The sequence below is a fragment of the Methylococcus sp. ANG genome (assembly GCF_040730495.1).
Classification (GTDB): Bacteria; Pseudomonadota; Gammaproteobacteria; order Methylococcales; family Methylococcaceae; genus Methylococcus.
Genome location: NZ_CP160399.1, coordinates 313,069 through 333,034 on the forward strand (window position 1 = coordinate 313,069; position 19,966 = coordinate 333,034).

19 protein-coding genes are annotated in these 19,966 nt (G+C 63.7%); 12 read left to right on the top strand and 7 right to left on the bottom strand.

The window, feature by feature from the left end; translation table 11 throughout:
* Positions 1 to 6: 6 nt before the first annotated feature.
* The 11 genes from ABZN20_RS01460 (at position 7) to ABZN20_RS01510 (ending at position 10,504) form a co-directional block, all read left to right on the top strand.
* On the top strand, positions 7 to 594 hold the full coding sequence (locus ABZN20_RS01460) for a V-type ATP synthase subunit D (protein WP_367026557.1): 588 nt from the start codon (positions 7 to 9) through the stop codon (positions 592 to 594).
* Positions 591 to 2,330 carry a V-type ATP synthase subunit I gene (locus ABZN20_RS01465; protein ID WP_367026558.1) on the top strand — a complete coding sequence of 580 codons (1,740 nt, stop codon included), beginning with the start codon at positions 591 to 593 and terminating at the stop codon, positions 2,328 to 2,330. Before ABZN20_RS01460 ends, ABZN20_RS01465 begins: the two co-directional genes overlap by 4 nt.
* A gap of 62 nt (positions 2,331 to 2,392) precedes the next feature.
* Positions 2,393 to 2,842 (top strand): ATP synthase subunit C, encoded by a 450-nt coding sequence (locus ABZN20_RS01470; protein ID WP_367026559.1) that lies wholly within the window; start codon positions 2,393 to 2,395, stop codon positions 2,840 to 2,842.
* A gap of 13 nt (positions 2,843 to 2,855) precedes the next feature.
* Positions 2,856 to 3,545 carry a hypothetical protein gene (locus ABZN20_RS01475; RefSeq protein ID WP_367026560.1) on the top strand — a complete coding sequence of 230 codons (690 nt, stop codon included), beginning with the start codon at positions 2,856 to 2,858 and terminating at the stop codon, positions 3,543 to 3,545.
* Positions 3,542 to 4,261, top strand: coding sequence for a DUF2764 domain-containing protein (locus ABZN20_RS01480; RefSeq protein WP_367026561.1), 720 nt, complete (start codon positions 3,542 to 3,544; stop codon positions 4,259 to 4,261). Before ABZN20_RS01475 ends, ABZN20_RS01480 begins: the two co-directional genes overlap by 4 nt.
* Before the next feature lie 10 nt (positions 4,262 to 4,271).
* On the top strand, positions 4,272 to 6,113 hold the full coding sequence (locus ABZN20_RS01485; RefSeq protein ID WP_367026562.1) for a V-type ATP synthase subunit A: 1,842 nt from the start codon (positions 4,272 to 4,274) through the stop codon (positions 6,111 to 6,113).
* Positions 6,114 to 6,294: 181 nt separating this feature from the next.
* Entirely contained in the window at positions 6,295 to 8,040 is a 1,746-nt protein-coding gene (locus tag ABZN20_RS01490) for a DUF2341 domain-containing protein (protein WP_367026563.1), read from the top strand.
* On the top strand, positions 8,006 to 8,410 hold the full coding sequence (locus ABZN20_RS01495; RefSeq protein ID WP_218806377.1) for an ExbD/TolR family protein: 405 nt from the start codon (positions 8,006 to 8,008) through the stop codon (positions 8,408 to 8,410). The genes ABZN20_RS01490 and ABZN20_RS01495 overlap by 35 nt, the downstream gene beginning before the upstream one ends.
* Positions 8,411 to 8,567: 157 nt before the next feature.
* The gene (locus tag ABZN20_RS01500; RefSeq protein WP_367026564.1) at positions 8,568 to 9,266 is read left to right on the top strand and encodes an energy transducer TonB family protein; all 699 of its coding nucleotides are present in this window, start codon (positions 8,568 to 8,570) and stop codon (positions 9,264 to 9,266) included.
* A gap of 39 nt (positions 9,267 to 9,305) precedes the next feature.
* Entirely contained in the window at positions 9,306 to 9,743 is a 438-nt protein-coding gene (locus ABZN20_RS01505) for a nucleoside deaminase (protein WP_367026565.1), read from the top strand.
* Between the two features lie 83 nt (positions 9,744 to 9,826).
* On the top strand, positions 9,827 to 10,504 hold the full coding sequence (locus tag ABZN20_RS01510) for a Bax inhibitor-1/YccA family protein (RefSeq protein ID WP_367026566.1): 678 nt from the start codon (positions 9,827 to 9,829) through the stop codon (positions 10,502 to 10,504).
* A gap of 71 nt (positions 10,505 to 10,575) precedes the next feature.
* Here the strand turns inward: ABZN20_RS01510 and pnp are convergent, their stop codons facing one another.
* The 7 genes from pnp to rimP form a co-directional block, all read right to left on the bottom strand.
* Entirely contained in the window at positions 10,576 to 12,651 is a 2,076-nt protein-coding gene (gene pnp, locus ABZN20_RS01515; protein ID WP_367026567.1) for a polyribonucleotide nucleotidyltransferase, read from the bottom strand.
* A 31-nt stretch (positions 12,652 to 12,682) separates the two neighbouring features.
* Positions 12,683 to 12,952 (bottom strand): 30S ribosomal protein S15, encoded by a 270-nt coding sequence (gene rpsO / locus ABZN20_RS01520; protein WP_169603754.1) that lies wholly within the window; start codon positions 12,950 to 12,952, stop codon positions 12,683 to 12,685.
* Positions 12,953 to 13,062: 110 nt separating this feature from the next.
* Complete coding sequence (truB, locus tag ABZN20_RS01525; protein ID WP_367026568.1) at positions 13,063 to 13,992, bottom strand: tRNA pseudouridine(55) synthase TruB; 930 nt, start codon at positions 13,990 to 13,992, stop codon at positions 13,063 to 13,065.
* A gap of 3 nt (positions 13,993 to 13,995) precedes the next feature.
* On the bottom strand, positions 13,996 to 14,355 hold the full coding sequence (gene rbfA, locus ABZN20_RS01530) for a 30S ribosome-binding factor RbfA (RefSeq protein WP_218806383.1): 360 nt from the start codon (positions 14,353 to 14,355) through the stop codon (positions 13,996 to 13,998).
* Positions 14,356 to 14,372: 17 nt separating this feature from the next.
* Positions 14,373 to 16,982: a translation initiation factor IF-2 gene (infB, locus tag ABZN20_RS01535; protein WP_367026569.1), complete on the bottom strand. Its 2,610-nt coding sequence runs from the start codon at positions 16,980 to 16,982 to the stop codon at positions 14,373 to 14,375.
* A gap of 34 nt (positions 16,983 to 17,016) precedes the next feature.
* Complete coding sequence (gene nusA, locus ABZN20_RS01540) at positions 17,017 to 18,516, bottom strand: transcription termination factor NusA (protein ID WP_218806385.1); 1,500 nt, start codon at positions 18,514 to 18,516, stop codon at positions 17,017 to 17,019.
* 17 nt (positions 18,517 to 18,533) lie between these two features.
* Positions 18,534 to 18,986: a ribosome maturation factor RimP gene (rimP, locus tag ABZN20_RS01545; RefSeq protein ID WP_218806386.1), complete on the bottom strand. Its 453-nt coding sequence runs from the start codon at positions 18,984 to 18,986 to the stop codon at positions 18,534 to 18,536.
* A gap of 245 nt (positions 18,987 to 19,231) precedes the next feature.
* Between rimP and ABZN20_RS01550 the strand changes: the two genes are divergently transcribed.
* Entirely contained in the window at positions 19,232 to 19,960 is a 729-nt protein-coding gene (locus ABZN20_RS01550; RefSeq protein ID WP_367026570.1) for a UDP-2,3-diacylglucosamine diphosphatase, read from the top strand.
* Positions 19,961 to 19,966 lie beyond the last annotated feature (6 nt).

A 19,966-nucleotide genomic window follows, 5' to 3' on the forward strand; every position in this document is an offset into this window, starting at 1 on the left:
TTGTCCTTGAACAAGACCGCCCTCAATGACGAAAAAGAAAAACTGGGCACCTATGCCCGCTTTTTGCCTTCCCTGGAACTGAAAAGGGACCAGCTATTGGTCGAACGGACCAGAGCCGCGCGTCGGCTAGCCGACACCGATCGCGACCTGCGCGAACTCGTCGGGGCGGTGGGGGAGGCGCTCCCCATGCTGGCCAACCAGGGCGTCGATCTCGATGGACTGGTCCGGGTCCGTGCGGTCGACATGGGACGCGAGCGGGTGTTGGGCATGGCTTTGCCGGTCTTGCGGGCCGTCGATATCGCCGTGGCGGATTATGGCTGCCTCACCACGCCGCATTGGGTTGACGCGGTGGCGTCGCGCCTCGGAACGGCGATGAGACTCCGGCTGAGCCTGCGAGTGGAACGCGAACGCCTGGCGATCGTGGAGCGGGCCTTGAAAAAGGTCAACCAGCGCATCAACCTGTTTGAGAAGGTTCTGATTCCCCAAGCCGAACGGAACGTCAAAGCCATCCAGATCGCGCTTTCCGATGCCGAAAAAGCGGCGGTGGTGCGCGCCAAGCTTGCGAAACGCAAACGCCTGGGTCTTCGGCTGTGAGCATCGCCCCCCTCAAGAAAGCCACCTTGTGCGGCCTCGTCAAAGACAAGTCGCGGATCCTCGAGGACCTGCGTGATCTCGGCTGCCTGCACCTGCTGCCCCCCCAAGGAACAACTTCAGACGGCGGGGATGTGGTCGAGCAGCCGGAGGACATCGTCAAGGCCTTGCGCTACCTCCGCGACTGCCCGCGTAAGCGGCGGCGGGTCGGTAAGGCCATTGGTTTCGATGCGGCGGAAGTCGCCAGTCTGGTTTTGCGCAACCAGGCCAAAAAGCGCGAACAGTCCGACCGGCGCGATTTTTTGCAGCATCGCATCAAGGAGTTGGCGCCCTGGGGCACCTTGCTGCTGCCCGGGGAGTTCGGCGAACTTGGCCTCAAGTTTTGGTTTTACATCGTCCCGGCCGGATTCCAGCACCGTCTGCGTAACGACGAGCTCGTCTGGCAGGTGGTTCATCGTGAGCGTGGCTACCTCTACATCGTGGTCATCGCCGAGCGCGAGCCGTCCCCTCATGCCATGCCCGTGCCCCGCACCCGCACCGGCAGCGTCCCGCTGGCTGAACTCGAAGCCGAGCTCGATGCGGTCAATCTGACTCTGGAAGACTTGGAGGCCGAACGGGAGTCGCTGACGCGCTGGATCGACCTGTTAGAGGCGGCTTTGGCCGCCGTGGAAGACGTGGCGGCTCTGCGAAGAGCGATGCGCTCGACGTACGACGCGGCGCCGTTATTCATTCTTCAGGCTTGGGTGCCTGGGCACGAAGTGGATCGAGTCGAGGCCTATTGCGAGGCGCGGGGATTGGCGCTGCAGATGGCGGTCCCCGACCCCGGCGATCGGCCTCCCACCTTGCTGGTCAACGCGCCGATGCTGGAGGCGGGGCAGTCCTTGGTGTCGTTTTATCAGTTGCCTCCCTACGGAAGCTGGGACCCCTCGGCACCGGTGTTGTTCTCCTTCGCCTTGTTTTTCGCCATCATCCTGTCCGACGCTGGCTATGGGGCGTTGCTGGGTGTATGCGTGCCGCTGTTCTGTCGTTCCTTCGGAGCGAGCCCGTCCGGGGTGCGCATGCGGCGGCTGGTCGTCCTCATCGCCGGTGTATCCGTCGTTTGGGGTATGCTGGTGGGGAGTTATTTCGGCTGGTCGCCACCGTCCCAATCATGGCTTGGCCAGATGCGTATCCTATCCGTGGCGGATTTTGACGCCATGATGCGTTTGACCCTGCTCCTCGGCGTGTTGCACCTCGGTGGCGCCAATCTGGCACGCGCCTGGCAGTCGCGACGAAGCGGGGCAGCCTGGGTGCCGCTCGGCTGGATCGCGGTGATGGCGGGAGGTTATCTCTGGTGGTCGGCCGACGGGGCAGGGCGTTTTGGCACCTTCGCGCGGTGGCTGCTCATAGGCGGGGTTGCCCTGGTTCTTTCATTCGCGGAGCAAATGCCCGTGCGGCGGATGAGCGACTTGTTGCGCCGTCTGTTGGCCGGCTTGCTGGAAATCGCGCGTAATTTGTCCAAGCTATTCGGCGATGTGCTCAGCTACTTGCGCTTGTTCGCGCTGGGCTTGGCGGGTTCGTCGTTGGCCGAAACGTTCAATGGTCTCGCTCATTCGGCCTCACGGACCCTGGCCGGAGCCGGCTTGTTCGCATCCGTTCTCATCCTCCTGGTCGGGCATTCCCTCAACCTTTTGCTGGGCTTGATGAGCGGCGTCGTGCACGGGCTCAGGCTGAATTTCATTGAGTTTTACAGTTGGTGACTCAAGGGCGAAGGCCACCCGTTCAGGCCCTTTCGCAAGAAGGAAATACCACGGTGAATCCTATGAATGAATTGATCACGGCGCTTGCTTGGGCCGGAATTTTTGCGCCGCTGGCGATGGGTGCGTTCGGCAGCATCATCGGCTGCACCATAGCCGGCCAAGCCGCCATCGGCGCCATGCTGGATGCCGAGACCGGTCACGCGCGCTTTATCGGCGTCTCCGTGATGCCCGCTTCGCAGACCATCTACGGCATCGTGGCCACGTTCACCCTCAATCGCGGGGTCACGGCGGATACTGCGGGCGGATTGATCGGTCTGGGTTTCCTGGGCGGGTTGGTACTGGCTTACAGCGCTATCCGCCAAGGACACTGCTGTGCTTCGGCGATCCAGGCGAGCAAGATCAAACCCGAAGTATTCGGATTATCGCTGGCGCCAGCCGCCGTGGTGGAAGGTTTCGCCGTTTTCGCCTTCGTGTTCTTGTTGGTGTTGAGCGCGGGCATTCCCAAACCCTGAGACATCATGAGCCATGACCGATATCAGCCCAACGAAGGCCGCGAGCGGCGTCGAAGCCCTGATCCAGCGCCTTAGGGAAGAGGGTGTGGCCAAGGGCGAGGCCGAAGCGCGAGCCTTGGTGAGCGCCGCCGAGCAACAAGCGGCGGCCATGCTGCAAGCGGCCTATGCGGAGGCGGGGAAGGTGCGGGAACAGCTTAAGCAAGAAGCCGAGCGATTCGACGCCGCGGGCCGCGAAGCCTTGGCGATGGCCTTTCGGGATACCGTCATTCGGCTCCGCGATGAATTGACGCGGCGCTTTCAGGTGGAAGTGGGCCGCTTGGTGGGACAGGAGCTGGAGCAAACCGAAGTGATACGCGAGCTGCTGTTGCAACTGGGGATCATCGCCGGCGACCAGGCTCGCCTCGATCGACAGGCGCGCTTTACGGTGCAGCTGCCAGCGCGTTTGGTGGGTCTCGAGGAGCTTCGAAAAAAACCCGAAGAGCTCGAAGGTGGCACCTTGACCCAGTTGGTCTCCTCGATCACCGGCAATCTGCTGCGCGAGGGGGTGGAGTTCCACCCAGTAGCGCACACGGGCCGGGGCATCCGGCTGTTTCTTCGCGACGGCGCGATGCAGGTGGATTTGACCGACGAGGCTTGCGCCGCGATCCTGCTCGAACACCTGCAACCCCGGTTCCGCGCCCTTTTGGAAGGCGTGGTGAAATGAGCCGCCGCGCCTCCTGTCGCTATGCGATGCTGGTATGTTATCTGCCACCTCTGCCCCTGCATCCATTCGCTACCAAGCAAACGCCCTTGTCACGGCTGCAACTGGACCGCCGTCTGACCCTGCTGGATCCCGAGGATGCCCGCGATCTGGCGACCCTGGAGGAAGTAACGCACTGGGAGCGCATTCCACCCGCGACCAGCGACCGGACCTTTCTGGCCGGCGCGAGGGATGCTCTACGGAAGCTCGATCGTCCATCTTTGCGGGAACTGCTCGGCTGGCGTCTGGAGCTTAGGACCCTGGTCGGGGCCTTGCGGCGTCGCCACCGCGGCTTACCCGGCCCAGCCGCAGAGGAAGCCTTCGGATATGGCCCATGCGCGGACTACATCCGCCGCTATTGGGAGCGGTCGGATTTCAACCTGAGCCACCGTTATCCTTGGGTGGCCGTAGCCGATCAACTGCTCCGGGAGGGCAACCATACCGCCTTGGAACACCTGTTGTTCGCCACTGTTTGGGATCACTACACCCGCTTGGCCTGGAATCATCATTTCGATTTCGAGGCCGTGGTGTTGTATGTCTTGCGCTGGCATCTGATCGACCGTCAGACACGTTACGACCCCCCGGCCGCGACGGAGCGCTTCAAGGCGCTATTGATCCGGGGATTGGGACACTACGACCGCGTCGCCGATTCGCCGGCGTTCGCCGGCATGTCCAACTGAGGTTGGGAGGATGAACGCGCCCAAGGCTAGCGCGCGCGTGGTGGCGGTGCAAGACGATTTGGTCACCATCGAATCCTGCCCGTCGGGTGATGCCCTCACGGCACTGCGCAAGAACGGAATCGTTTATATCTGCCCGCCATCCTCGGCGGAAGGACCGGGGGAACGGCTAAAAGGCGAAATTCTCCGCATCTTTGGCCGCCATGCCGACGTGCAAGTTTTCGAGTCCACCCAGGGCATCGCGGTGGGCGATCCGGTCATCCAGAGTGACGAACTGCTCTCGGTGACGCTCGGCCCCGGCCTTTTGGGCCAAGTCTATGACGGCCTGCAAAATCCCCTGGAGGCGCTGGCCATCAGCCACGGGTATTTCCTTCCCAGGGGCGTGGAATCGCCCCCCCTGGATCCCAACAAGAAATGGGCTTTCCAGCCGCGTGTCCGGGCGGGCGCCCGGCTGTGCGCCGGGGAAGTGGTCGGAGCGGTGCAGGAAGGCCGCTTCACCCACAGGATCATGGTCCCGTTCAACGAGCCGGGACCCGTGGAAGTGACCTGGATCCAGGAAGACGCGGTGACCGTGGATACGCCGGTGGCGAGGCTTCGCGCCGCGGGGGGCGAGGAGCGCCCGCTGACACTTCATCAGCGCTGGCCGGTACGCAGACCTCTCCCGGAAATGCTCCTTGCGCAGGGTCAAGCCTTGCGCCTCTATCCGAGCGAGCCTTTGATCACCACCGTGCGGCTGATCGATACGTTTTTTCCCGTAGCGCTGGGCGGCACCTGCTGCATACCCGGACCTTTCGGCGCCGGAAAGACCGTCCTGCAACAGCTCATCGCCCGCCATTCCCATGTCGACATCGTGATCGTCGTGGCCTGCGGCGAGAGGGCGGGCGAGGTCGTGGAGACCATCGCGGAATTCCCCAAGCTCACCGACCCCCTGACGGGCGGTTCCTTGATGGATCGCACCGTCATCATCTGCAATACCTCGTCGATGCCCGTCGCAGCGCGGGAAGCATCGATCTACACCGGTGTCACCATCGGGGAGTATTACCGCCAGATGGGGTATCAGGTCTTGCTTTTGGCCGACTCGACGTCCCGGTGGGCTCAGGCGCTGCGGGAAATTTCCGGGCGCCTGGAAGAGATACCGGGGGAAGAGGCCTTTCCTGCCTATCTCGATTCCTCGATACGGATGTTCTACGAACGGGCCGGCGTCATCCGCGCGGGCGACGACGCCACCGGCAGCCTGAGCATAATAGGCACGGTGTCGCCGGCCGGCGGCAATTTCGAAGAGCCAGTGACCCAGTCCACACTGGCCACGGTGAAGAGCTTTCTCGGCCTCTCCGGTCAGCGGGCCTACCGGCGCTGCTACCCCGCCATCGATCCGCTGATTTCCTGGTCCCGTTATCTGCGTCAGTTGGAACCCTGGTATGAGGCGCACCTGCAACCCGGCTGGGTCAGCCGCGTAAGTGGCATGCTGGATTTGATCAAACAAGGCGATGCCATTGCGCGCATGATGCAGGTCACGGGGGAAGAAGGGATCAGCCTGGACGACTGGGTCAAATACCAGAAAGCCTGGCTGCTGGATACCGTTTATCTTCAGCAGGATGCTTTCGACCCTGTGGACGTTTCCTCGCCCTTGGAGCGGCAGCAAGCCCTGTTCGATTTGGTCGCCGAGGTGGTAGCCGCAGCCTATCGCTTTCCCGACAGGGAGACGGCGCGCACTCATTTCACCCGATTGGCGGGGCTGTTCAAGGATTTCAACTGTGCGGAACGGGACACGCCGGATTTCCAGCATTGGCTGAACGAAATCCGCCGGGCGTGCTTGGAAGTTCAAATTGGTCCCGATTCCGTAACGAGCCCGTAACGGAGTTGTAACGGGACGCGCCCCGGCGTTGGTTACAATTCGCCCACGATTCTTAGGGTACTGCCGATCTCGGGAGGACGCATTCTTGCGGACGACGGTTTCACTGATCTTCCTTGCGCTTCTGGCGAGTCCCGCCCAGGCCTGGTGGAACAAGGATTGGCCGGAACGGAAGAGAATTGTGTTGGATACCTCCGCCAGCGGGGTTCCCGTCGCGGAAAACCTGGCCCAGGTGCCGGTCCTGGTCCGTTTGCACAGCGGGAACTTCCATTACTTCCTGGATACCCAGGCCGACGGCTCCGATCTGCGCTTCATCGCGGGCGACGACAAGACCCCCCTCAACTATCACATCGAACAGTACGATCAGATCAGCGGACTGGCCAACGTCTGGGTCCTGGTTCCAGTCCTGCCGCCGGGTACCGCGGACGCCCATATCTGGATGTACTACGGCAACGCCAAGGCGCCGCCGGCCGCCGACCCGGTGGGGACCTACGACGCGGCCACCGTCTTGGTCTATCACTACGCCGAACGCACGGGCTTGCCCCGCGATGCCAGCGCGTTCGCCAACCACCCCAGCGAAGGTTCCATTACGCTCGGCCAACCCGGCATCGTCGGTCTGGCCGCGGCCTTCGATTCCACGGCCTCGCTGCGCGTACCCGCGAATCCGGCCCTCTCGATCTCCGCAAGCAAGGGATACACCCTGTCCACCTGGCTCAAGCTCACCCAAACCCAGCCTTTGGGGAGGATATTGACCGTGGGGGCCGCGGATTCGGGTCTGCGTCTGGAAGTCGTCGACAACGGTCTCGTCCTCCGCCAGACCGCGGGCGGCAGGGAAGTCGTAGCGCGAACCACCGCCCCCCTCGCGGTGGACCGCTGGTATCACGTCGCGGCGACCTGGGGTTCGAAGCTGAAGCTATACCTGGATGGAGTACGGGTGGCGGAAGCCGAAAACCCCAACCCGCCCGACCTGGCCGGCGACTTGGTCCTGGGGGCGACCGCGGCGGGCAACGGCTTCACCGGCCTGCTGGACGAGACCCGGATCGCCTCTGTCGAGCGATCGGCCGACTGGATTCAACTGACCGCCAAGGGGGAGGGACCGGACGGCAAGCTGGTTGTTTACGGCGAAGACGAGACCGTCACGGCGGCCGGCGGTTTCGACCAGTTCGCCTTGATCAAGACTCTCGCGCGCACGGTCAGCGTGGAGGGCTGGGCGATCATCGGGTTGACGCTGGCGCTGGGATTCCTGGCATTCGATGCCATGGTCACGCGTTACGTCCTGGTGAGGCGGGTGGAAAAGCTGGACACCCGGTTCGCCGCCGAAGCGCGGGAATTGGTGAATCGCATCCTCAAGGAACAGGATGCGGCCTCGAAACAGCGGGAACTGGAGAGAATCGGCCAGACTTACGGGCACAGCGCCCTGTTCCGGCTTTTTCAGACCGGTATCGACGAACTCGACCGGCTCCAGGAATTGGCGGCCGCCCGGGCTTGCGGCAAGACCCTGGCGGTCGAGGGATTGGAGGTGATCCGCTCCAGTCTCGACGCGGCGATAGTCGAGGAAAACAATCGGCTGAACGCCCGCTTGGTCCTGGTGACCATCGCCATCAGCGGTGCGCCGTTTCTGGGCCTTTTGGGCACCGTCGTGGGCGTGATGATGACTTTCGCGACGGTGGCGGCGACGGGCGACGTCAATGTCAGCACCATAGCACCGGGGGTCGCCTCGGCCATGGCGACCACGGTCGTGGGCCTCGTCATCGCGATCCCTTGCATGTTCGGGTACAACTATCTCGCTACCCAGATCGGCAAGCGGATGTCGGCCATGGAGGTCTACGCCGACCAGTTGATCGGCACCTTGGCCCTGGCCCATTCGAGCACGTATTCCCCCGCGGAGGCTCCCCATGCGACGCCGAACCCGGCCGAAGCCATACGATGAACTCAACGTCACGCCCCTGATGGACCTCGCCTGGAATTTGCTGGTGGTGTTCATCATCATGGCCACGGTGACCGTCCAGGGCATCGCGGTCAAGCTGCCCCAGGCCAACCCGGCGCCAAGCTTGAGCAAACCGAAGACCAAGGCCGTGACGGTTCTGGCCGACGGACGCATCTACCTGGACACCATGCAGGTGACGCTGGCAGAACTGGAGGAGAAGTTGCGCCAGTACAAGGCGGTCGACCCCCAGGTGCCGGTCGTGCTCCGGGGGGATGCCGATGTCCGCTACCAGGAGGTCGTCGCGGCCCTGGACGCGATCAAGCGGGCCGACATCACTCATCTGGGATTGGTGACGAAACGTCTGGTGAAATAGCGCCCAGGGCGGCGCGTTCGCGTCCATTCCGATCTCGGCCTGTTGCTGTGAAAGTCGCGAAACGCACTCCTTGTCGCTCCTCTCCCTCATCCGGCCCTGCGGCCCTCCGGCCGCGGGTTCATGGAAGGGGACGGGCTGAGGGAAACCGCTTCCGCCGATGAAGACCCTGATCCGTTTGGCGATACTGGCAATGGCCTTGGCATCCGCGTGGTGGATACGCGAGCAATTGGCCCAAGGTCCGTACTACCGGACGGAGGAGCCCCAGTGGGTGAAACTGATCGATGAACCGCCGCCTCCGGAGCCGGAGCCCCCGGAGCCGGAGCCCATGGACGAGCCGCCCGAGTCCGAGATTCAGGAGGAGGTGGTCGAGGAACCGGCGGAGGCGGAATCCGCCACTGATGACCAATTGGGCGTCGATGAGGAAGGCGGAGCCGGCGCCGACAGTTTTGGGCTGCGCGCCAGGAAAGGGGGCAAGGACCTGCTGCAATCGGGGCCGTCGGGCCATCGTGGGCGGACTTTTCTTGCCTACGGCGGTACGCTTACCTCCCAATTGGAAAGTCACTTGATGTCTGAACCCAAACTTCGCGGTAAGTACTACGTCGCCGTGGTGCGAATCTGGATCAGCCCTGCCGGCAAGATTTCCCGGTGCGAAATCGAGCAGTCGAGCGGCAGCCACGAAACCGATGCACGCATCGTCGAACTGGTCTCGTCCTTCTCCGGTCCGCTGGCGGCGCCGCCCACCGGCATGCCCCAGCCGATCAGGATTCGTATCCGTTCCACGCCACATCTATCATGTCGTGAATGGAGGGAAGCCAGATACTGGGGCACCCTGAAAAACCCCTTTGGGGCGGGGTGAGGGGCAAGTAATCAAGTTTTTGTTCCCTAAGGAGATTCCATGGATATCTACATGCAGGCCGCCATCGCCGAAGCCCGTGAAGGGCTGGAGGAAGGCGGCATTCCGATCGGCTCGGTCCTGGTGATCGACGGCGAGATCGTAGGTCGGGGTCGCAACCGGCGGGTGCAGAAAGGCAGCGCGATCCTGCATGCGGAAATGGATTGCCTGGAAAACGCCGGACGCCTGAGTGCCGGGGATTACCGCCGGGCGACGCTCTACAGCACCTTATCGCCCTGCGACATGTGCAGCGGCGCGGCCTTGCTCTACGGCATTCCCCGCATCGTCGCCGGAGAGAACCGGACGTTCCAGGGACCGGAGGCCTACATCCGCTCGCTCGGCGTGGATCTGCTGGTGCTGGACGATCCGGAATGCGCCGCGCTGATGAAGGATTTCATCGCAGCCCATCCGGCGCTCTGGAACGAGGACATCGGCGGATGAAAGCGCACCCTGTTGCAGCGAAACTCCGCTAATATAAAGCGGTCTACATTAGTCTTGTGTGAAGTAACTTGAGGAGCTATCGAATGAGTACCCCCCGTGAACAGGTCTTGAGCTGCGGCGCTTATGCCGTCGTGCCCCGCCACAAGGTTCTGACCAACACCTACGCCCTGCTGTCGCTGACGCTGCTGTTCAGCGCTATGACCGCCGGCGTGTCCATGGCGCTGGCGCTGCCCCATCCGGGCATCATCATCACCCTGGTAGGCTATTTCGGCTTGCTGTGGCTGACCAACAAGTATTCCAGCAGCGCGCTCGGCATCCTTTGGGTCTTCGCGCTGACCGGCTTCATGGGCTACACCCTGGGCCCGATCCTGAACGCCTACGTCACGCATTTCGCCAACGGCACCCAGCTGGTCATGATGGCCATGGGCGGCACCGGCGCGGTGTTCCTGGGCCTTTCGGCCTATGCGCTGACGACACGCAAGGACTTCAGCTTCCTCGGCGGCATGCTGGGCGCCGGCATCCTGGTCGCCTTCCTGGCCGGTCTGGTCGCCGTCTTCGTGCCCGGCCTGATGGGGCTGAGCCTGGCGGTGTCGGCGATGTTCGTGGTGCTGATGGCCGGGATGATCCTGTTCCAGACCAGCGCGATCATCCACGGCGGCGAAACCAACTACGTCCTCGCCACCGTGACGCTGTACGTGACGATCTTCAACCTGTTCACCAGCCTGCTGCAGTTGCTCGGCGTGTTCAGCAGCGACGATTGATCCTCCCGATCCTTCGGACACGAAAAACCCGGCCTAGGCCGGGTTTTTCATTGGGGCGGGTCGGCCGAAGGTTACTCGACGGCTTTCATGCTCAGGCGCACCCGGCCCTGGCGGTCGATCTCCAGCACCTTGACCTTGACCACGTCGCCCTCGGCCAGCTTGTCGCTGACCTTCTCGACGTGCTCGTCGGAGATCTGGGAGATGTGCACCAGCCCGTCCTTGCCCGGCAGGATGGTGACGAAGGCGCCGAAGTCCATCAGCCGCGCGACTTTGCCTTCGTAGATCTTGCCGACCTCGACCTCCGCCGTGATGTCCTCGATGCGGCGGCGGGCCTCCAGACCGGCCTGCTTGTCGACCGAGGCGATCTTGATGACGCCGTCGTCGGTGATGTCGATGCTGGTGCCGGTCTCTTCGGTGATGGCGCGGATGGTCGCGCCGCCCTTGCCGATCACTTCCCGGATCTTGCTGGGGTCGATGGTGAAGCTGGTGATGCGCGGCGCGTAATCGGACATTTCGCCGCGCGGTGCCGGCAGGACTTGCGCCATTTTGTCCAGGATGTGCATCCGTCCGTCGCGGGCCTGATGCAGTGCCTGGCGCATGATTTCCGGCGTGATGCCGTCGATCTTGATGTCCATCTGCAGCGCGGTGACGCCGTCGCGGGTGCCGGCAACCTTGAAGTCCATGTCGCCCAGGTGATCCTCGTCGCCCATGATGTCCGACAGGACGGCGAATTCATCGCCTTCGAGGATCAGCCCCATGGCGATGCCGGCCACGGCGCCCTTGGTCGGCGCGCCCGCATCCATCAGCGCCAGGCTGCTGCCGCAGACCGAAGCCATGGAGCTGGAGCCGTTGGATTCGGTGATCTCCGAGACGATGCGGATGACGTAGGGGAATTCGTCCATCGTCGGCATGATCGCCTGCACGCCGCGCTTGGCCAGGCGCCCGTGGCCGATCTCGCGCCGCTTGGGCGAGCCGATGGCGCCGGTTTCTCCCACGCAGTAGGGCGGGAAGTTGTAGTGCAGCATGAAGTTTTCTTTGTACTCGCCTTCCAGCGCGTCGATGAGCTGCGCATCGCGGCCCGTACCCAGCGTCGCGACCACCAGCGCCTGGGTTTCGCCGCGGGTGAAGAGGGCGGAGCCGTGGGTGCGGGGCAGGACGCCGGTCCGGATCGTGATGGGACGCACCGTGGAGAGGTCGCGCCCATCGATCCGTTTGCCGTGGTGGAGGATGTTGCCGCGGACGATCTCTTCCTCCAGCTTTTCGATCTGCCGCTTGACCGCGTTTTCGTCATGGGCGCCTTCGGCGGTCAAGCCATCGATCACCGCCTTCCGGACTTCCTTGAGCTTCTGCTGGCGGAGCTGCTTGTCGGCAATGCCGTAGCCCTCGCTCAATCCCGCCCGCGCCAACTGGTCGACCGCGGCGACCAAGCCGGTGTCGACGGCCGGCGGTTCCCAGGACCAGGGTGTCACGCCGACTTCCGCCGCCATCTCGTTGATGGCACGGATGGCCGTCTGCATCTGCTCATGGCCGAAGACGACCGCCCCCAGCATCACTTCCTCGGGCAGAATCTTCGCTTCCGATTCGACCATGAGCACGGCGTTGGCGGTACCCGCGACCACCAGGTCGAGTTCCGAAACCCTCATGGTCGAGCTGTCCGGATTCAGGACGTAGGCGCCGTCCACGAATCCCACCCGGGCGGCGCCGATCGGGCCTTTGAAGGGCAGGCCCGACAGCGTCAGTGCCGCCGACGCGCCGAGCATCGACGGAATGTCCGGGTCCACGTCCGGATTCAGCGACATGACGGTGGCGACGACCTGGACTTCGTGGGTGAAGCCGTCCGGGAACAGTGGCCGGATGGGCCGGTCGATCAGGCGCGCGGTCAGCGTTTCCTTTTCGCTGGGACGCCCTTCCCGCTTGAAGAATCCGCCCGGAATGCGTCCAGCAGCGTAGGCCTTTTCCTGGTAATTGACGGTGAGGGGGAAGAAATCGCCGTGCGGGGAGGCCTCCTTGCGTCCCACCACGGTAACCAGCACCACGGTGCCGGCCATGTCCACCATGACCGCGGCATCGGCCTGACGGGCGATCTCGCCGGTTTCGATCGAAACGGTATGAGCGCCGTACTGAAATTGCTTCCGGATCGGGTTCACGGGTTCTCCTTGGGCTGTCGGCGGGCGAAGGTTATTTGCGGAGACCCAGCCGCTCGATGAGCGTACGGTAACGTTCGTTGTCGGTGCTCTTCAGATAGTCCAGCAGCTTGCGGCGTTGGTTGACCAGACGGAGCAGGCCGCGGCGCGAATGGAAGTCCTTCTTGTGCTTGACGAAGTGCGGGGTCAGGTAGTTGATGCGGTTGGTCAGCAGGGCCACTTGGACCTCGGGGGAACCGGTATCGCCTGGGGCGCGCTGGAATTCCTGCACGATGGCGCTTTTTTCTGCTGCTGTGAAAGCCATGGGGATAATCTCCAAAAAACTCGTTGAAAACCTTTTGAACAATCGCTAATTGTACCGTCTGGGACCGGCGCAGGACAAGGTTCCGTCAAGGCAATGCGGGCAAGACCGGCTCATCGAGACCTCGATCCCCCATCGCCGCCATGCAGGGCGACCACCCGCTTGGGAGCCACCCGTCCCTTGCCGTCGTTGCGGCCTATGCCGAGAAACACGTGTCCGTCGTCATAAACCCGGAGCAGGTCGCCATCGGGGGCATCGACCGCGCTGACGGTCTGTCCGTGCAGGAAAAGCCGGGACGTTTCGGCATCGAGCGATACCGCGGGCCAGTGCGGCACCATGGCGTCCATCGGCCGCAGGCAATCGAGCCGGGCCGCCGGTGCCATCGCATCCAGTTGGTCCAGGGTGACGGCCTGATCGACGGAGAATCCGGCGACCGCCGTGCGCCGTAACACTTCGACATGGGCGCCGCAGCCGAGAGCGTTGCCGATGTCCTCCACTAATGTTCGGATATAGGTGCCCTTGGAGCAGTGCACGTCCAGTTCCAGGTAATCCGCCCCCCTTCCGGTCAGTTCGATGCCGAAGATCGTCACCGGGCGTGCCTGCCGTTCGACTGCCACGCCTTTGCGCGCCAGTTCGTAGAGCCGCTTTCCCTGGTGCTTCAAGGCTGAAAACATCGGCGGCACCTGCAGGATGGGTCCGGTGAATTTTCCCAGCAGGGCGAGGAGAGCCGGTTCGTCGAGCACGGGGACGGGTGCCTGCGACAGGATTTCGCCGTCGGCGTCGCCGGTATTGGTGGTGGCACCGAGCCGCGTCACGACGCGGTAGCACTTGTCCGAATCCAGCAGGTAGCCGGAGAGCTTGGTGGCCTCGTTGAAGCAGAGCGGCAGGATGCCGCTGGCGAGAGGGTCCAGGCTGCCGGTATGGCCGGCCTTGCGCATGTCGAGCAGTTTCCGGGCACGCTGCAAGGCGCTGTTCGAGGTCATGCCGCTGCTCTTGTCGAGCAGCAGAACCCCCGCCAGCGTGGCCGTCGAAGCGGGCCTCATGCCTCAGGTATCGCCGTCCTTATCGAGGGATCGCAGCACTTCGTCCATGTGCAGTCCGCGCTCGAGGGAGTCGTCGTAGGCGAAGCGGATTTCCGGGATGATGCGCATGCGCATCCGCCGCCCCAGCACCTGCCGGAGCTGAGGCGCGAACTCGTCCAGCCGCTTCACGGCCGCCCTGGTTTCCAGCCGCCCGCCGAGAAAAGTCACGAACACCTTGGCCACGGCGAGGTCGCGGCTGACCTCGACGTCGCTGACGGTGACCATGCCAAGCTCCGGCGCATCGATGCCGGTGCGCAGGAATTCGGCGATTTCCCGTTGCATCTGGGCGGAGACCCGGTCGCTGCGGCTGAATTCTCTAGGCATGTTTCCGGATCACCGTGTCAGTGCGGCACGACCTGGACCTTCTCGAACACTTCGATCTGGTCGCCTTCGCGCACGTCGTTGTAGTTCTTGACCGCGATGCCGCACTCCATGCCGGATTTGACCTCGTTGACGTCGTCCTTGAAGCGGCGCAGCGATTCGAGCTGGCCCTCGAAGATGACTACGTTCTCTCGCAGTACCCGGATCGGCAGGTTGCGGCGGACATGACCCTCGATGACCAGGCAGCCGGCCACGGTACCGAACTTGGACGAACGGAACACGTCCCGTACCTGGGCAATGCCGACGATCTGCTCCTTGAACTCCGGCTCCAGCATGCCGCTGATCGACTTCTTGACTTCGTCGATGGCGTTGTAGATCACGCTGTAGTAGTGCAAGTCGATGCCCCGCTCCTCGATCAGCTTGCGGGCGCTGCCGTCGGCGCGCACGTTGAAGCCGATCAGGATGGCGCTGGAGGCCAGTGCCAGATTGGCGTCGGTTTCGGAAATGCCGCCGACGCCGCCGCCGATGACCCTCACCTTGACCTTGTCGGTGGACAGCTCGGTCAGTGCACTGCGCAGGGCCTCCAGGCTGCCCTGGACGTCGGCCTTGATGACCAGGTTGAGGTCGATGGTTTCCTCACTGCCCATGAGCGAGAACACGTCCTCCAGCTTGGCGGCCTGCTGCGCGGCGAGCTTGGTGGTGCGCAGCTTCTCTTCCCGGTGCATGGCGATCTCGCGGGCCTTGCGCTCGTCGGCCACCACGATGAATTCGTCGCCTGCGTCCGGCGCGCCGGAGAGGCCGAGCACTTCGATCGGCGCCGAGGGGCCGGCTTCCTTCAGCGGTTTGCCGTTCTCGTTGAACATGGCGCGGACGCGGCCGATTTCCTTGCCGCACAGCAGGAAGTCGCCTTTGCGCAGGGTGCCGCGCTGGATCAGGATGTCCGCCACCGGGCCGCGGCCCTTTTCCAGCTTCGATTCCAGCACCACGCCGGTGGCCGGAATATCGGCCGGCGCCTGGAGTTCGAGCACTTCGGCCTGGACCAGGATGGCGTCCAGCAATGCGTCGATGCCGGTGCCGGCCTTGGCCGATACCGGAACGAACTGCACGTCGCCGCCCCATTCTTCGGGGACCACGTTGAGTCCGACCAGCTCCTGCTTGACCCGGTCGGGATCGGCGTCGGCCTTGTCCATCTTGTTCATGGCGACGACCAGGGGTACGCCGGCGGCGCGGGAATGCTCCACCGCTTCCTTGGTCTGCGGCATCACGCCGTCATCGGCCGCCACGACCAGCACCACGATGTCGGTGACCTTGGCGCCGCGGGCCCGCATCGCGGTGAACGCGGCGTGGCCGGGCGTGTCGAGGAAGGTGATGGAGCCATGGTCGGTCTTGACCTGGTAGGCGCCGATGTGCTGCGTAATGCCACCGGCTTCGCCGGCGGCGACCCGCGATTTACGGATGTAGTCCAGCAGCGAGGTCTTGCCGTGGTCGACGTGACCCATGATGGTGACCACCGGCGGACGCGGCAGGTGCGGGGCTTCCGCTTCGGCGGCGAGATTGGCCATGATTTCCGCTTCCAGGTCGTCTTCCCTCTGCGCGGTCGCCTTGTGGCCCATTTCCTCGACTACCAGAATGGCGGTCTCCTGGTCCAGCACTTGGTTGATGGTGGCCATCACGCCCATTTTCATGAGGGCCTTGATGACTTCGATACCCTTGACCGACATGCGCTGGGCCAAGTCCGAGACCGTGATGGACTCCGGTACTGCGACCTCGTACACGATGGGGGCGGTCGGTCTCTCGAAACCGTGCTTCTGCTCCGGCATGACCATCGGCCTGCCGAGCCTGGGCTTCTTCTTTTTTCCGCCACCTTTACGGAAATCGTCGCCCAGGAGTTCCCGGTATTCGTCTTTTCGGCTCAAGCCCGCGCCCCGCTTCTCTCCGCGCGCTTCCGCTTCGCGTTCGGCGACATAGCCGCGGGGAGCTTCTCCCCTGGGCTTGGCGGCGGGTGGGCGCGGCGCCGCGGGGCGGGGTTCCGGCGCAGGACGAGGGGCCGAAGGAGCGGCGGCCGGTGCGGGCTTGGGCGCTGGGGCTTCCCGCTCGGCAGGGGTTCTGCGCTCTGCCTCTTCCCGGCGCAGGCGCTCTTCGGCGGTTCGGGCAGCTTCTTCCTGCTTGCGGCGCTCTTCTTCGGCGGCCTGCTGGCGGAGCATCTCCTCCTGCTGCCGGCGCGCTTCCTGCTCGGCCAGTTCGCGCTGCTGCTGTTCCTCCAAGGCCCGCCGGGCCTGCTCGGCTTCGGAAAGGCGCTCGCTGGTTTCAGGCAGTTCGCTGCGCTTGACGTAGGTGCGCTTCTTCCGCACTTCCACGCTGATCGTTTTCGCGCCCTTGCCCGGTACCGTGCCCTGCTTGAGTTCGGTGACGGAGCGGCGCTGGAGCGTGACCCGCTTGGGCTCGGTCACGCTTTCCTGCACCTTGCCGTGGCTCTGGCGCAGGTGGTTGAGCAGCTTCATCTTTTCGGCATCGCTCAGCACATCGTCCGCATCGGAGATCTGAAGACCCGCGTCTCCGAGCTGATGGAGCAGCCTGTCGAGGGGAATCCCCACGATCCCGGCCAATTGTCTCACTGTTACGTCACTCATGATTCAGCCCCTATCGGTAATCGTCCTTACGTCTTCAGGAAAACCACGAGGCGCGCGCCTTCATGATGAGCTCAGCGGCCTTTTCCTCTTCCATGTCTTCGATGTCCAAAAGATCCGGGACGGCCTGGTCGGCCAGGTCTTCCAGCGTGCGAATGCCGTGGCGCGCGAGGCGGTAGGCCAGTTCGCGGTCCATGCCCTCGAGTTCCAGCAGATCCTGGCTGGGCTCGGTGTCTTCGAGCTTCTCCTCGGAGGCGATGGCTTTGATGAGCAGCGCGTCCCTTGCCCGGTTGCGCAATTCTTCCACGATATCCTCGTCGAATTCCTCGATTTCGAGCAATTCCTTGCTCGGCACGTAGGCCAGTTCCTCCACGCTGGAAAAACCTTCCCTGACGAGGATCTCCGCGACGTCTTCTTCCACGCTCAGTTGTTCGACGAAGGTCTGGATCAGGCGCTGGGTTTCTTCCAGGGTCTTGGCGTCGGCCTGGGTGGAGCTCATGACGTTCAAGGTCCACCCCGTCAGTTCGGACGCCAGCCGGACGTTCTGGCCGCCGCGGCCGATGGCCTGCGACAGGTTTTCGTCGGCGACGGCGATGTCCATGCTGTGGCGGTCTTCGTCCACGACGATGGACACGATTTCGGCCGGCGACATGGCGTTGACCACGAACTGGGCCTCGTTTTCGTTCCACAGGATGATGTCGACGCGCTCCCCCGCCAGTTCGTTGGACACGGCCTGGACCCGCGAACCGCGCATGCCGACGCAGGCGCCGACCGGGTCGAGCCGCGGATCGTTGCTCTTGACGGCGACCTTGGCGCGTACGCCGGGGTCGCGCGCCGCCCCCTTGATTTCGATGAGGTTTTCGCTGACTTCCGGGACCTCCAGCCGGAACAGGGCGATCAGGAGTTCCGGCGCGGTGCGGCTGACGAAAAGCTGAGGCCCCCTGGCATCCGGCCGGACCGCGCTCAGGATACCGCGCAGGCGGTCGCCGGCACGGACGGACTCGCGCGGGATCATTTCGTCGCGCGGGATGAAGGCTTCCACGTTGCCGCCGAGGTCGAGAAAGACGTTGCCCCGTTCGATGCGCTTGATGACGCCGGTGATCAGCTCGCCGACGCGGCCCTGGTAGGCGTCCGCGATCTTGCGCCGTTCGGCCTCGCGCACTTTCTGCACGATCACCTGCTTGGCGGTCTGGGCGGCGATGCGGCCGAACTCGATGGAGTCGAAAGGCTCTTCCACGAACTCGCCGACGGCGATGTCGGGGTGGGTTTTGCGCGCCTCTTCGAGCAGTATCTCTTTTTCCGGGAATTCGACGCCGCCGCCGAATTCCTCGCTGGGTTCCACCACTTGCCAGCGGCGGAAGGTCTCGTAGTCGCCGGTCTTGCGGTCGATGCTCACGCGCACGTCGTACCTGCCGTCATGCCGCTTGATCGTGGCGGTGCGGAGCGCCTCTTCGATCGCGGAAAAAATGACTTCTTTTTCGATGTCCTTTTCGTTCGACACCACGTCGACTACCAGCAGGATTTCTTTATTCGCCATCAGGTCGTCCTACAATGTCAGATATCAAATTCGGGTATGAGCCGGGCCTTGTCGATCAGGTCGAAAGGGATGGCATGCAGGCCGTTGTCGTCCTCGATGTCGATCACTCCCTCCCGAACGCCCGCGATCCGGCCCTTGAACCGGCGCTGGCCATCCAGGGAACGCACCGTCTGCAGCCGCACCTGGCGGCCCGTGAAGCGTTCGAAATGCTCGATGGCGAACAGCGGACGGTCGAGGCCGGGCGACGATATTTCCAGCTGATACTGGCCGGGGATGGGATCTTCCACATCCAGCATGCCGCTGAGCTGGTAGCTGACCTTCGAGCAGTCGTCGAGATCTATCCCGTCGGGATGGTCGATATAGACGCGCAGAATCCTGGCGCGGGCGTCGAATTCGATTCCCGCCAGTTCGTAACCCAACCCGGTAACGACGGGCTCGATCAATCGCTGCAAGTGTTCGGGCATCCGCATGGTCAGTTTCCGGCCCACAAAAAAAGGGCGCAAGGCCCAATGTTGTTATCCCGTTCCTTCAGAAACTAAAAACGCCCGCAAGGGGCGCCGTTCGGGACCTGGTCCTCCAGGCTGGAAGACCCGTCTCATCAGTCCGCGTATGCTAACATAAATGCCTCGAGGAGATAAACCCCCAGATTCTCAAGCACTTTACTCTGCCGTTTGGCCGAACCGGCGCTTTTCCCTCGGAATCCACGGAGCAGACTTTGAGACCGGAGACGCTGTTCATTGCCGATCTGCACCTGAGCGCGGCGGGGCCCGGGCGGGTCCGCCTGTTCCAGGATTTCATCGCCGGTCATGCCCGAGGCGCCGAGGCTTTGTACATACTCGGCGATCTGTTCGACGCTTATATCGGCGACGACGACACCGCTTTTCCCGCCGGCGCCGTTCGGAAAAGTCTCCGGGAGCTGACGCAGTCCGGCACCCAGGTGTTCTTCCAGCAGGGCAATCGCGATTTCCTGGTTGGCTCGGGTTTCGCTGGGGCCACCGGGGCGACCCTGCTCGAAGATTACGCGGTCATCGACCTGTACGGCCGCAAAGTGCTGGTCACGCACGGCGACCTCTTGTGCACGGACGATCTCAAATATCAGCAGGCCAGGGCGCGGATCCGCACCGACGGATGGAAGCGCCATGCCCTGGGCAAGCCTTTGTGGGCGCGCAGGCTCTACGCGCGCTGGTACCGCCTGCGCTCGGCGCTCGACAAGCGCGGCAACGCGCCGGAGATCATGGACGTCAACGCCGCCGAGGTGGAGCGGATATTCGGGCGTTTCGGCGTAGAGGTCATGGTCCACGGCCACACCCACCGTCCGGCGGATCATGAGCTGGCCTGCGGCGGCCGTCCGGTCCGCCGGATCGTGCTGGCGGAGTGGCGCGGCGAAGGCGAATTCCTGCGCTGGACGCCGGAGGGGCACCAGCGGGTGCGGATCTCCCCATAAGCTCAA